Here is a 14,366-nt window from a genome sequence, read left to right on the forward strand (position 1 = left end):
ACACTTATCACAATGGACCAAGCGAAAGAATTTGTCGGACAAGAAATTTCCATCGGTGCTTGGGTAACCAACAAAAGAAGCAGCGGGAAAATCGCTTTTCTGCAACTGCGTGACGGAACGCATTATTTCCAGGGGATCGTTCTCAAAAATGATGTCGGCGAAGAATTGTTTGACATCGCAAAATCGTTGACGCAAGAAACTTCTTTGATCGTCAAAGGGATCATCCAGGAAGACACCCGTTCGAAGCTAGGGTACGAACTGCTCGTAACCGGCATCGAAGTGTTGGGAGAAAGCCACGAGTACCCGATTACACCTAAGGAGCATGGCACAGATTTCCTGATGGATCATCGTCATCTGTGGCTTCGTTCATCCAGACAACATGCCATCATGAAGATCAGGAACGAAATCATCCGCGCTACATATGAATTCTTCAACCAAGAAGGGTTCATCAAGGTGGATCCGCCGATCTTGACCGGCAGTGCTCCGGAAGGGACGACCGAACTGTTCCACACCAAGTATTTCGATGAGGAAGCTTACTTGTCCCAGAGCGGCCAATTGTACATGGAAGCGGCAGCGATGGCCTTCGGGAAAGTATTTTCATTCGGGCCGACATTCCGTGCCGAAAAATCGAAGACTCGTCGCCATCTGATCGAATTCTGGATGATGGAACCGGAGATGGCCTTCATGCACCAGGATCAAAGTCTGGAAGTCCAGGAGAAATACGTCGCTTATCTGGTCCAATCAGTGTTGGACAATTGTGACATCTACTTGGACACGCTCGATCGCGACAAAGAATTGCTGAAAAAATATACGCAATTGCCATATGATCGCATCAGCTATGATGACGCCGTCACCTTATTGAACGCAAACGGTTTTGACGATATCGTCTGGGGCGATGATTTCGGTTCGCCGCATGAAACTTTTATCGCCAACCAATCGGACCGGCCTGTCTTCATCCTTAATTATCCGAAGGCGATCAAGCCTTTTTACATGAAAGAACATCCGGATCGTCCGGAGGTTGTCCTGTGCGCGGATATGATCGCACCGGAAGGATACGGTGAAATCATCGGCGGCAGCGAACGCGAAGTGGACTACCAACGTCTGAGCGAACAAATCGAGAAATTCGGCTTGAGCACGGATGATTATTCCTGGTACTTGGATCTGCGCAAATACGGTTCAGTTCCCCATTCCGGTTTCGGGTTGGGACTTGAACGGATGGTGACCTGGATTTCCGGAACCGAACACATCCGCGAATCGATTCCGTTCCCGCGTCTTTTGAACAGAATCTACCCTTAATCCGGGGGCTCGCGATTCCGGATATATTTAAATCAAAACAGAACGGGAGTGGGGCAAATAGCAACTATTTGTTCCACTTTCTTATTCTAAAGGAGTTTCAATAAGAGCATGTCTTACAATGAATTGACGAGATGGATCGAATCAGGGCAGACGCTGGTACCTAATCTCTTGCTGCAGAACTACAAAAAAATCGGGCTTGCGGATACCGAGTTCATCTTCGTGCTGCAGCTGAAAGCCTATATCGATAAAAATGTACCTTTTCCGAATCTGGCGTTGATAGCTGAAAATATGGGCATCGCCGAAAAGGATGTCTTTTCCTTGCTGCATAATCTGCTGCAAAAACAGATGCTCTTGATGGAGACGAAAAACGACCTCTCCGGCAAGGTGGAGGATTCCTATTCGTTGGATCCGCTCTATCAACGGCTCTTCCAGTTGATGGAACGTTCCGAGAAAAAACAGCCCGTCCAGAAACAGGAAAAGAACATCATGTCCATGTTCGAGCAGGAATTCGGCAGGAACTTGTCGCCCATCGAGATGCAGACAATCGCCAGTTGGATCGATATGGACCATTACCCGCTTGAACTGATTGAATCAGCTTTGAAGGAAGCGGTATTGAATCGCGTCTACAGCTTGAAGTACATCGACCGCATTCTGTTGGCTTGGGAAAAGAAAAACATCAAGTCCGTGAAGGATCTGATCCAGCAACAAACGACGCGTCCCCCAAGCAAGCTGGACAAGTTTGAGGGCAGTCCCGAAACGGAGCCGGCGATGGAAGTGCCGCTGTACAATTGGCTGGACACCGATCCGGACGCATAAGCGGGGTGAACTATGTTATCGAAGAAAAAAACTGTTGAAGCGTTGGATGCGATGGCGGCTTTGTTTCCGCATGCGCAATGCGAACTTCTGCATCAAAACGTTTTCCAGCTTCTGATTGCGACACTGCTCAGTGCCCAGGCTACGGATGTTTCCGTCAATAAAGTGACGCCAGCCCTCTTCAGCCGTTTTCCGACACCTGAAGCTTTCCTTGCCGCGCCGCTCGAAGACATCATGGAAGAGATAAGAACAATCGGACTGTACAGGAACAAAGCCGCCAACATCCAAAAATGCTGTAAAATGCTGCTGGAAGAGTTTGGCGGAGAAGTACCCAGCACCCTGAAAGAACTGACCAAGTTGCCCGGTGTCGGACGCAAAACGGCGAATGTTGTCATGAGTGTCGGATTCCATATCCCGGCAATCGCAGTGGATACCCATGTGGAGCGGATCGCCAAACGTCTGCGTATCGCACCCCAAAAAGCATCGGTACTGGAAGTGGAGGAGCTGCTGATGAAGAAAATTCCTCGGGAACGTTGGTCTGATGCGCATCATCAGATGATTTTCTTCGGCCGGTATCATTGCACCGCCAGAAATCCGAAATGTGATGTTTGCCCGCTGCTCGGGATGTGCCAAGAAGGCCAAAAGCGTTTAGGCTTGAAGTGAAGCGGAGGACTGCAGATGATGTCTCCGGTAGCCCATAAAAAAACAGCCAGCTCTTAAAAATAAAGGGAGCTGGCTGTTTTTTTTATGGGTTTTGAGTTTCTTCGGCATCATCCGGTACCTCGGAGGATGCTTGATCGCTATCCGCCGAAGAGCTGGAAGAGGCTGAAGAGGAGTCTTTCTTGGCAGCATCTGCTGAATCGGATTCGGAAGAATCTTTTGACGGATCAGCGATGGTCAACTGGATGGTAGCTGCAGGCGACGTGTTTGAACCGATCTTGGCCACCAACGAAATCGTGATCGTGCCTTTGCCGGGCTTGTCGAGCACGGCCTTAGTATCGGTTGTCGTCTCGGAAGCTGATCCTGCAGTAACGGTGTACTGCGTTTGCGCATTGGAATCGGTGCCGTTGGCTGCATATTTATCCCATTCGACGGTCAATTCTTCCTTTTCCGCATCATAGCTTGCCTTCAATCCGGAAGGTGCCAACAAAGTCACGCCGTATTTCTTGGACGTTGATGTAGGTTCCGTGCCCTTGACGAAAAGTTCCGTTGCGATAAGGCTGCTCGGCGTGTTCGAGCCGGGCTTCATGATCGGATCGGTGTACTTCTCGATTGAGACTTTGCTGACCGATGAAGGCATCGTCCAGTCCGAATAGTCCGTATTTTCGGACACGTAGGACATCAACTCGCGATAGATTTCGCGGGTCAGGCTTTGAGTCTGATAGTCCAAAAAGTTGCCGTATTCCTTGGAATTGTCATAGCCGACCCAAACCGAAATCGAGTAGCTGGTCGAATAGCCGGCAAACCATGCGTCCGGGGCTGCATAAGGCACGTTTGTACCGCCGACAGCAGCCAGTTCATCATCCGTATAGTTGGTTGTTCCGGTTTTTCCGGCTTGCGGCAAACCGGGGATTTGAGCATTCGTTGCCGTCCCTTCGGTGATGACATCCTTCAGCATATCGGTGATCATATAGGCTGTAGAATCTTTCATCGCTTCCGTACCGTTCGGCTCGAATGTGTACTCCTGGCCTTCCGCTGTGGTTACGGATTGGACCGTATAAGGTGCGTAATAGGTGCCGCCGTTTGCGAAGGCAGCATAGGCTGCAGACAGCTGGATCGGGGTTGCTTCGCCGCCGATGGCATTGGATTCCACCAAATATTCCTGGCCATCGTTCGTTATCGTGATGCCCAATTTTTGCAGGAATGAAAATGCGTTTTCTGCGCCGACTTCCTGGAAGGTCTTCAGGGCCGGGATATTCCGTGAATCGACCAAAGCCTCACGGATGGTCTGGTCGCCTTTGTATTTGTTGTCGTAATTGTTGATTTCGCTCCCATCGGAATAACTGTACGCTTCATCCACGACCAATGTGCCGGTCGAATAATCCAAGTATTCGATGGCCGGTCCGTAGACGGACATCGGCTTCATCGTAGAACCGATGCTTCTTTGGAGTTCCGACGCACGGTTGTAACCCAATTGGACATTCTGGTTGCGCCCGCCGATGACCGCCTGGATGGCGCCGGTGTTGACATCGACCATGGAAACGCCTGTCTGCAACAGATCATCCGGGAAGTCTATATAGTCATAAGTGTTGACGATATCGTACAAACGCTGCTGGGCATCCATATCGATGTTGGTCGTGATCGTCAGGCCGCCTTCATAGACATCCAAGCCGGTTTTTTCAGAGACTTCATCGATGACAAGTTGGATATACGGATCGACCACCAGTGAGGTGTTGACGTCGCCGGAGTGATCAATGATGCTGCCTTCTACTTGGAGCGTTTTTGCCTCCGCGCTTTCTTCGGCAGTGATCTTTTCATTTTCGACCATCATATCCAGAACAAGGTCGCGTCTGATCTGCGTTGCCGCTGGGTTGTAGATCGGATCATACTGGGACGGGGCTTGCGGCATGCCTGCCAAAGTGGCGGCTTCCGCGAGCGTCACATCGGTGATGGGTTTGCCGAAGAAGTATTCTGCGGCGGTACCCATGCCGTAGACGTTATTGGACATGTAGACTTTATTGATGTAGAAAGCCAAAATCTCGTCTTTCGTGTATTCCCGCTCAAGCTGCATGGACATCCAGGCTTCCTGCGCTTTCCGCTTCAAAGTCTGGTCTTCGGAACTGGTCGAAAAATAGGATAATTTTATCAATTGCTGGGTGATGGTGCTGCCGCCCTGGGAAATTCCCCCTTGCTGGAGGTTCGCGAACAGGGCGCCGATGATCCGGATCGGATCAACGCCATTGTGATCGTAGAAGCGTTGGTCTTCAATCGATACGATCGCATCTTTCAGGACTTGCGGTATTTCTTCGGCGGTCACCAAAGTTCGGTTCTGATCGTTGCCGCCGATTTCTTTGATTTCATTTCCGTCTGCATCCAAAATGGTGGATGCCACTGTTCCGACCAATTTTTCCTCGGTCAGTTCGGGAGCGGAGGAGACATAATAGAAGAAGAGTCCTGCTCCGGATAAGAGCCCGATGCCCCCTAAAGCCAGGACACCGAAGAAAATTTTCTTCCAAAGCGGTGTTCCTGCCTTTTTCCCGCCCGACTTCGCTTTCGCAAGGGGCTTGCGTGGGCCTTTCGGTTTGCCGTTCTTTTGTCTGTTGTTTGCGCGTGATCGTGTCTTATTGCCTTCATTCGGCATCTGGTTCACCTCTTAATTATTTGTTTGTGTGTTCGAGCAGCTTATCCACTGCATCCAGATAATCCAGTCGCGGATTGAATCCGTATGCTACGTCGATGCCTTTTTCTTCAATGAAAGCCAAAGGGATCGATTTACGGCCATTATTCATTGTATCCTCCCAAAAGTCAATCAAATAGGAACTGTTCAGCAGAAAAACACGGTTGAAGAAAGAAAATCGGATCAGAACAAACGTGATTCCGTGCTGCAGGATACATCTTTTCATGTGGAGGATCTGGTGTTCATGGAAGTTGCTCAGTGGGATGGACGTCTTATTCTTGGTTTCTTTGGCCTCGAAGTCCAGGTAATGTCCTTTATAAACGCCGTTGTAGTCGGTTGTGGAGGATTGGCGATAATAGGCTTCTCTGATGACTGCCGCACTTCGTTTCGGGTAATCCACCTTGACGACCTGGATGGGCGTCGGTTTTTTGTGGATGACGGCTCTCCCTGAAGAAAGGTAATGCTCGTTGCTGCTGTTGATTTCTTCTTCAAGCGTCATGCCACGGTTGCTGTATATGAGATCTTTCTTTTTTGTTGTTTTTGGCATATGCGACTCGGCAAGGAACTTTTTGCCGTTCGGATAATTTACGGCCAATGGCGATCACCCCCATTGAATGATTATACCAAAAACCGACAGTGAAAGAAATCTAAGAAACCGTTAAACTGGAAGCTTGGAGCATTGGGAGCGGGCACGATTTTTGCGCGCTAATGGAATAATTAAGCACTTTTTGTTTACAATGCCGTTTTTCTAGTGTAGTATTGGAGAGTGTGCAATATCAAATTAATTGCAATAAAATCAAGATTTTTGGAGGAAAGTAAATGACTGCAAACTGGGAAAAAACAGGCACGAACGACGGTGTCTTAACATTTGAAATTTCAGAAGAAATCATCAAAAAAGAAATGGACAAAGTATTCAACAAAGTGAAAAAGAACGTTACTGTCCCTGGATTCCGCAAAGGGAAAGTTCCTCGTCACGTCTTCAACAATATTTACGGTGAAGAGTCTTTATTCGAAGATGCTCTGAATGGCGCATTGCCTGAAGCATACTCAAAAGCTGTTGAAGAAGCTGGATTGGATCCTGTTTCTCAACCGAAAATCGACATCAAGAGCATGGAAAAAGGCCAACCTTGGGTCATCACTGCTGAAGTAACAGTGAAACCTGAAGTGATACTGGGCGAATACAAAAACCTTACAGTCGAAAAACAAGACCGCGTCGTTACCGATGAGGATGTAGAAAACAACCTGAAGGAAAAACAAGCGCGCCAAGCTGAATTGGTCCTTAAAGAAGAAGGCGCTGAACTTGGCGATACAGTCGTAATCGACTATGAAGGTTTTGTCGATGGCGAAGCATTCGAAGGCGGCAAAGATCAAAATCATTCTTTGGAATTGGGTTCGAAACAATTCATCCCAGGCTTCGAAGAGCAATTGGTCGGCGTTAAAGCGGGAGAAGAAAAAGACGTTGTCGTGACATTCCCTGAAGAGTATCACGCAGAAAACCTTAAAGGCAAAGAAGCTACTTTCAAAGTAGTCGTACATGAAGTCAAAACCAAACAATTGCCTGCTTTGGATGATGAGTTCGCTAAAGATGTCGATGAAGAAGTCGAGTCATTGGACGAATTGAAAGCTAAAATCCGCAAGGAATTGGAAGACAGCAAAAACGCTGCAGCAGACGAAGCTGTGCAGGACCTGGCTTTGAGACAAGCAGTCGACAACGCTGAAATCGTAGAATTGCCGCACGTGATGGTCCATGATGAAGTGCACCGCCAAATGGATCTGTTCCTGAACGACATGCAACGTCAAGGCATCTCGCCTGAATTGTACTACCAAATCACTGGTACTACTGAACACGATCTGCATGTCCAAATGGAAGCAGATGCTGATGTCCGCACAAAGACATCACTTGTGTTGGAGCAAATCATCAAAGACGAAAACATCGTCGTTTCTGAAGAAGAAATCGCTGCAGAAATCGAAGAGTTGGCGAAACAATACAACATGGACGCAGACCGTGTCCGCGGATTGGTCAGCGCTGAAATGCTGACTAACGACATCCAAATGAAGAAAGCGATGAGCATCATCACTGATTCAGCGGTCGAAGCATAAGAAAAGTTGAAACAGAATACAGAGATCGGGACATTGTCTTCCATAGTCAGTGTCCCCTCTGTTTATACTCAGGGATATATTCGGAATATAACCCCAATAGGTAAACGAATCATATTCTTTTTCAACTTTTCCTTTCTGTGTTAAGATGTAAACCGTTCTGAAACGGTCAGGGTATAGACGCCGCAGCAGCCGGCGGATCCTGGCGTGTTGTGCTGGATCGGAAAGTAAGTATATAGAGAGGAGAATGATTGTGTTCCATGATGAAAGTATCGGGACAATACATTGTTCATTCTGCGGAAAATCTCAGGACCAAGTGAAAAAGATCATTGCGGGGCCGGATGTATATATTTGTAATGAGTGTGTAGATCTCTGCAAAGAGATCATCGAAGAGGAAATCTATGCACCAAGCGAAGCGGTATTCACCGAGGTACCAAAACCGCAGGAAATCCAAAAGATTTTGGGCGAGTATGTGATCGGCCAAGAAAAAGCCAAACGGACGCTCTCTGTAGCGGTCTATAATCACTACAAACGCATCGGCCAAATGAGCATGATGTCAGAAGAAGATAATGTAGAGTTACAAAAAAGCAACATTTGTTTGATAGGCCCGACCGGTTCGGGCAAAACGTTCCTTGGCCAAACATTGGCGCGCATCCTGGATGTCCCATTTGCGATTGCTGATGCGACAAGTTTGACGGAGGCCGGCTATGTCGGAGAGGATGTCGAAAATATCCTGTTGAAGCTGCTTCAGGCTGCCGAGTTTGATGTCGAGCGGGCTGAACGGGGAATCATCTACATCGACGAAATCGACAAGATCGCCCGCAAAGGCGAAAATGTATCGATCACAAGAGATGTGAGCGGGGAAGGTGTCCAACAGGCGCTGCTGAAAATTTTGGAAGGCACTGTTGCGAACGTCCCACCGCAGGGCGGCAGAAAACACCCGCAGCAAGAGTTCATCCAAATCGACACGACGAACATTCTGTTCATTGTCGGGGGTGCCTTTGACGGCATCGAGACGATCGTGAAAGAGCGTCTTGGCGAGAAAGTCATCGGCTTCGGCTCTCCGCAAGCCAAACACTTGGAGGACAAGAGCATCATGCAGCAGATCATTCCGGAAGACCTTTTGAAGTTCGGATTGATCCCGGAATTCATCGGTCGTCTGCCGATAATGGCTGCCTTGGAAAAATTGACGGAAGATGATTTGGTTCATATTCTGACACAACCGAAAAATGCCTTGGTAAAACAATACAAAAAATTGCTTGAGTTGGATGGCGTCGAATTGGTATTCGAAGATGATGCACTGCGCTCCATCGCCAAAAAAGCACTGGAAAGAAACACAGGCGCCCGCGGATTGCGCTCCATCATCGAGAACATCATGCTGGACATCATGTTCGATATCCCAAGCAGAGATGAGATCGTGAAGTGCGTCATTACGGACAACACAGTGAATGGCATTGGTGCGCCGTTGCTGTTCGATGAAGACGGCAAACTGATCAACTGAACATGAGCTTGCGTTTGAAGTCCGGCGAATCAGACAATTTCCAATCTGATTTCCGGACTTTTTCGCTTCAGGAATGAAGAGCGAACACAAGAATAGTTTTAACTGTCGTTTCAATTGCAGGCGGCTTTGAAAAGGAGTGAAAATCAATGCATGTACAAGATGCGGAAATCGTAATGAGCGCGGTCGATCCCAAACAGTACCCAGCCACCGGATTTGCCGAGATCGCATTGGCGGGAAGGTCCAATGTGGGCAAGTCGTCGTTCATCAACAAACTGATCAATCGCAAAGCCCTGGCGCGGACATCAAGCAAACCGGGAAAGACCCAGACTTTGAACTTTTATCTGATCAACAATTCGTTTTATTTTGTGGACGTTCCGGGCTATGGTTACGCCAAAGTTTCCAAAACGGAACGGGCAAAATGGGGGCAAATGCTGGAGACCTATTTTACCCAACGGGACACGTTGCGGCATGTCTTTCTGGTGGTTGATTTCAGGCATGAACCTACCGAAGATGACATCCAGATGAAGGATTTTATCGAGTACTACAATCTTCCATACTCGGTCATCGCGACCAAATGCGACAAAATACCGCGGGGGAAATGGAATCAACATTTTTACCGCATCAAGAAAGCTCTGAATCTTCCGAGTGACGAGTCCTTGATCATGTTCTCGAAAGAAACGGGCGAGGGCGTCGAAAAAGCCTGGACGTTGATCGAGGGAATACTGGCGGAGCATCAACAAACCCCGCATAATTAAAGAAATTTCTATGGGCAACATCCTGCTATCGGATGTTGCCCATTCTGCGTTCGTTGGTTATGATAGGATGGACAAGTCGCTTGTCATCGCAGGGATCGGACACGGGAGGGATAATATGAGGACTAATAAAATCAGCCGTTACACGACTGAAGAAAAAAGTTGGATCATGCAGGACTGGGCGAACTCGGCCTATTCCATCATGATCACAACCGCAGTATTTCCGCTGTATTTCAAAGCGGTCGCGGAAGGCGGCGGCATGTCGGATGCTGACTCGACCGCCTATTGGGGATATGCGAACGCAGCGGCTACGCTGGTCGTGTCGCTTCTGGCGCCTGTGCTGGGAGCGGTCGCCGATTACAAAGGTTTCCGCAACCCGCTGTTCACGGCCTTTACCTTGGCCGGCATCTTTGCCACGATCGGCTTCGTATTTGTGCCTTCGGGGAGCTGGCTGCTTTTGTTGGGACTATATATGCTTTCTGTCGTCGGTTTCTCGGGAGCGAACATCTTTTATGACGGCTCCTTGATGGATGTGACGACTGATGAGCGCATGGACCGCGTTTCAGCGGCGGGATTCGGTTGGGGCTATATCGGCAGTTCAATTCCTTTTCTGCTCTTCATTTTCTTCCAATTGACCGGCGTTTTGCCCCTCGGCACTGGCGGCATCGTGAAGGGCGGCTTTATCCTGACTGCGCTTTGGTGGTTTGCCTTCACCATCCCTTATTGGAAAAACGTCAAGCAGAACTATTACATCGAAAAGGAACCACGCGTAATCCGCAAGAGCTTCATCCGTTTAGGGCAGACGCTGAAGCATGTCCGGGAACACCGGCAAGCTTTCCTGTTTCTTTCGGCCTATTTCTTCTATATCGATGGGGTGGGAACCATCTTCAAAATGGCGACCGCGGTGGGGTCGGATATCGGTCTCTCCTCGAATGAACTGATCCTTGTCATGCTGATCGTCCAATTCGTTGCTTTCCCGTTCTCAATCCTCTATGGCCGCGCTTCAAAGCGGTACGGAAACAAAAATATGATATTCACAGGGATCCTGACCTATGTTTTTATCTGCATCTATGCATTGCAGTTGGATTCCTTGTCCGCTTTCATCATATTGGCGTTGCTGGTCGGCACAGCCCAAGGAGGCGTGCAAGCATTGAGCCGCTCTTTGTTCGGCCAGCTGATTCCGAAAGATCAGGCGAACGAATTCTTTGGGTTCTACAATATTTTCGGGAAATTTGCCGCCGTTATCGGACCGCTGCTCGTCGGAATCATCGCGCAAATGACAGGGAATTCCTTGGACGGCGTTTTCGCCTTGATCGTTCTGTTCAGCATCGGCGGGATTCTGCTCTCCTTTGTGAAAGTGCCGGACGCGCAAGGCGAATCGCAGAATTTGACGATCGAATAAATATTTGCATGTGTGGCGAAGATGTGTTAGAATCTAGTTTGCATCTTTATGCTCATTTGTATAGAATGAAGACATTTCTCAAGGTGGGAGACATTTGGCAGAACGTATTTCAGAAGAAAAATTAGCGCAAATCAGAAACGAAACTAATATCATTGATGTAGTCAGCCAATATGTACAACTCAAAAAAAGAGGCAAGAATCATTTCGGCTTTTGCCCGTTCCATGACGAGAAGACCCCATCTTTTTCTGTTGCCGAAGAGAAACAGATTTTCCACTGTTTCAGCTGCGGAAGAGGCGGGAATGTTTTTACTTTTTTGATGGATGTCGAGGGTATTTCATTTGTTGAGGCCGTCATCAAGACAGCCGAGTTGAGCAACATCCCGTTGGATTTCACCTATGATCACCACACTCAGGACAATCCGATGCAGTCAAAAAAAGAAAAATTGGTCCAAATCCACGAGGAAGCTGCAGCTTTTTACCATCAGATCCTGATGAATACTGTCACCGGTCAAGCTGCATTGGATTATATGACAAATCGCGGCTTCACTCAGCAAACCATGCAGGAATATCAGATCGGGTTTTCCCCTTCCAACCGGACGGCGCTCTTCCAGATGCTCAAAGCGAAGAAATTCGATGAAGGACTTCTTCAGGAAAGCGGCATATTCACGGACAGACAAGGGCAGAATGAACTCTTCGATCGTTTCTCTGGCCGAATCATTTTTCCGTTGCGGAACGCCAAAGGCCAGACAGCCGCTTTTTCAGGTCGGATTATGCATGCTTCCCAAGACGATGAGACCGGGTACCATGAGGCTAAATACCTGAACAGCCCGGAAACGTTGCTGTTCAACAAGCGGGATTTCCTTTTCAATTTCGATAAGGCCCGCAGTGAAATCCGCAGGCATTCGGAAGTGGTGCTTTTCGAAGGTTACATGGACGTCATCTCCGCGTGGCAAGCTGGTGTCAAAAATGGCGTCGCCTCGATGGGGACAAGCCTGACGGATGAGCAAAACCGGATCTTGACCAAGACAGCGGACAAAATCGTCATTGCTTATGATGGCGACCGAGCCGGTGTCGAGGCAACCAAGCGCGCCATCGAAATACTTGAACGCAACAAGCATTTCGACATTTCGGTTTTTCCGTTGGAAGCAGGGATGGATCCCGACGAGTACATCCAACAGAAAGGGCCGGAAGCATTTGCCAAGGCCCTGAAGAACAACCGGGAAACAGTGATCCAATTCTATTCGCGTTACCTAAAAATGAATCTGAACCTGGATTCCGAAAAAAATCGGATCACCTATATCGAAACCATGCTGAAGGCATTGGCTTCCCTTGACTCCCTAATCGAAAGAGAACTTTACATGAAGGATATTGCGGAGGAATTCGGTATTCCGATCGACATCCTGCAGAAGCAATTGAAGGGATATCAACAGGACGTGCTGCAGCAACAGCCGGACCGTGCACCTGTCCGGCGGTCGGAAGCGCAAAGCGCCTTGGCTCAAGCAGCCTATCCAAAAACAAACAATCGCAAGGCGACGCAGGCTGAGCAAAGCGAAAAGCAATTGCTTTACCGCCTGTTTCATTTCGAAGAGGTATGGTCGTATCTGCAGGAAATTGATGCTGATTTCAACTTCATCCATGATGATTATCAGACCATCTACATTTTGTACGAAGCGTTCTTCAGGCAGAATGGGGCGGTAGGGAACATCGATCAATTTTTGGACCGCATCAACAATCCGGCCCTTCAAAACTTGATTACACAGATCGAGTGGTTCCAATTGGACTCGGAAGTCACGTACCAAGAAATCCGCGATCTCGTCCATATCATCCGAGATAAGTCGTCTTTACAGGAACAATTGACCAAAAAACAGGCAGAAATGAAGGAAGCGCGCAAAAAAAACGACAATGAGCGTCTGAAGTCGATCATGTCGGAAATTGTTTCGCTCTCAAAAGAACTGAAAGCAACACCGAAATAGCCCGCATCGAATGGAGGAATCATTTTATGGCAATCGAAAAAAATGATCAAGGTTTAACGTTAGAACAGGTAACCAAAAAGTTGATCGCCGAAAATAAATTATTGGGATCCGTCTTCTATGACGAATTGGCCGATAAGATAGCTACACCCTTCCAATTGGACGCGGATGAAATGGATAAACTGATACAAAAAATGGAAGATGGCGGAGTCAGCGTCGTGGACGCGGACGGAGGTCCCACAGCCCGTCAGCTTGCCAAAGAAACGGCAAAGCCCGAAAAAACGGCCGCAGCCGCCAAGGATGAGGAAGAAGAAGACTTGATGGCCGTGCCTGCCGGAGTCAAAATCAACGATCCGGTCCGCATGTATCTGAAGGAAATCGGCCGTGTGCCGCTATTGAATGCGGATGAAGAGGTCAATTTGGCTCTGCGCATCAAGGAAGGCGATCAGGAAGCGAAGCAACAATTGGCTGAGGCGAACTTGCGCTTGGTCGTTTCCATCGCAAAACGCTATGTCGGCCGCGGCATGCAGTTCCTGGATCTGATCCAGGAAGGCAATATGGGTCTGATGAAAGCCGTCGAAAAATTCGACCACACGAAAGGATTCAAATTCTCCACTTATGCTACTTGGTGGATCCGCCAAGCCATCACCCGCGCCATCGCGGATCAGGCCAGAACGATCCGGATTCCGGTACACATGGTCGAAACAATCAACAAATTGGTCCGCATCCAACGGCAACTGCTTCAGGACCTTGGCCGCGAACCGACACCGGAAGAGATCGGCGCTGAAATGGATCTGCCGACAGAAAAAGTCAGAGAGATCCTCAAAATCGCCCAAGAGCCTGTTTCCCTGGAGACGCCGATCGGGGAAGAAGATGATTCCCATTTGGGCGATTTCATCGAAGATCAGGAAGTATTGAGCCCGGCTGAGCACACTGCCCAAACACTGCTGAAGGAACAGCTCGAAGAAGTGTTGGATACCTTGACAGACCGCGAGGAAAACGTTCTGCGCCTGCGTTTCGGCCTTGATGACGGGAATGTGCGGACTTTGGAACAAGTCGGAAAAGTATTCGGAGTCACCCGTGAGCGGATCCGTCAGATCGAAGCGAAAGCTTTGCGCAAACTGCGTCACCCAAGCCGCTCGAAACAGTTGAAAGATTTTCTTGAGTAAGAAGCACCCCGACCCGAGGTATTGCACTCG

At 48.6% G+C, this 14,366-nt stretch carries 11 protein-coding genes; 9 read left to right on the plus strand and 2 right to left on the minus strand.

Going from position 1 to position 14,366, the window contains the following annotated elements; genetic code table 11:
* Positions 1–12: 12 nt before the first annotated feature.
* From asnS to nth, 3 genes are all read left to right on the plus strand, one after another.
* The gene (asnS, locus tag BMX58_RS00400; protein WP_068620637.1) at positions 13–1,296 is read left to right on the plus strand and encodes an asparagine--tRNA ligase; all 1,284 of its coding nucleotides are present in this window, start codon (positions 13–15) and stop codon (positions 1,294–1,296) included.
* Between the two features lie 108 nt (positions 1,297–1,404).
* Complete coding sequence (locus tag BMX58_RS00405) at positions 1,405–2,112, plus strand: DnaD domain-containing protein (protein ID WP_068620635.1); 708 nt, start codon at positions 1,405–1,407, stop codon at positions 2,110–2,112.
* Positions 2,113–2,124: 12 nt separating this feature from the next.
* Complete coding sequence (nth, locus tag BMX58_RS00410; protein WP_068620633.1) at positions 2,125–2,772, plus strand: endonuclease III; 648 nt, start codon at positions 2,125–2,127, stop codon at positions 2,770–2,772.
* An 82-nt stretch (positions 2,773–2,854) separates the two neighbouring features.
* Here nth and BMX58_RS00415 read toward each other — a convergent pair whose 3' ends face one another.
* Both BMX58_RS00415 and recU read right to left on the minus strand, forming a co-directional pair.
* Positions 2,855–5,410, minus strand: a complete 2,556-nt coding sequence (locus BMX58_RS00415; protein ID WP_068620631.1) for a PBP1A family penicillin-binding protein — start codon at positions 5,408–5,410, stop codon at positions 2,855–2,857.
* A gap of 16 nt (positions 5,411–5,426) precedes the next feature.
* On the minus strand, positions 5,427–6,041 hold the full coding sequence (gene recU / locus BMX58_RS00420; RefSeq protein WP_068620629.1) for a Holliday junction resolvase RecU: 615 nt from the start codon (positions 6,039–6,041) through the stop codon (positions 5,427–5,429).
* A 224-nt stretch (positions 6,042–6,265) separates the two neighbouring features.
* Here recU and tig point away from each other — a divergent pair, with 224 nt between their 5' ends.
* From tig to rpoD, 6 genes are all read left to right on the plus strand, one after another.
* Positions 6,266–7,546 (plus strand): trigger factor, encoded by a 1,281-nt coding sequence (gene tig, locus BMX58_RS00425; protein ID WP_068620627.1) that lies wholly within the window; start codon positions 6,266–6,268, stop codon positions 7,544–7,546.
* Positions 7,547–7,790: 244 nt separating this feature from the next.
* Positions 7,791–9,044 (plus strand): ATP-dependent Clp protease ATP-binding subunit ClpX, encoded by a 1,254-nt coding sequence (gene clpX / locus BMX58_RS00430; protein WP_068620625.1) that lies wholly within the window; start codon positions 7,791–7,793, stop codon positions 9,042–9,044.
* Positions 9,045–9,190: 146 nt separating this feature from the next.
* A complete protein-coding gene (gene yihA / locus BMX58_RS00435; RefSeq protein WP_068620623.1) occupies positions 9,191–9,799 on the plus strand; it encodes a ribosome biogenesis GTP-binding protein YihA/YsxC in 609 nt (202 codons plus the stop codon).
* 115 nt (positions 9,800–9,914) lie between these two features.
* The gene (locus tag BMX58_RS00440) at positions 9,915–11,198 is read left to right on the plus strand and encodes an MFS transporter (RefSeq protein ID WP_068620778.1); all 1,284 of its coding nucleotides are present in this window, start codon (positions 9,915–9,917) and stop codon (positions 11,196–11,198) included.
* Positions 11,199–11,292: 94 nt separating this feature from the next.
* Positions 11,293–13,170 carry a DNA primase gene (gene dnaG / locus BMX58_RS00445; RefSeq protein ID WP_068620621.1) on the plus strand — a complete coding sequence of 626 codons (1,878 nt, stop codon included), beginning with the start codon at positions 11,293–11,295 and terminating at the stop codon, positions 13,168–13,170.
* A 26-nt stretch (positions 13,171–13,196) separates the two neighbouring features.
* Positions 13,197–14,336, plus strand: a complete 1,140-nt coding sequence (rpoD, locus tag BMX58_RS00450; protein WP_068620619.1) for an RNA polymerase sigma factor RpoD — start codon at positions 13,197–13,199, stop codon at positions 14,334–14,336.
* The last annotated feature ends 30 nt before the right edge of the window (positions 14,337–14,366 follow it).

This window comes from Trichococcus ilyis (genome assembly GCF_900109135.1).
Taxonomy (GTDB): Bacteria; Bacillota; Bacilli; order Lactobacillales; family Aerococcaceae; genus Trichococcus; species Trichococcus ilyis.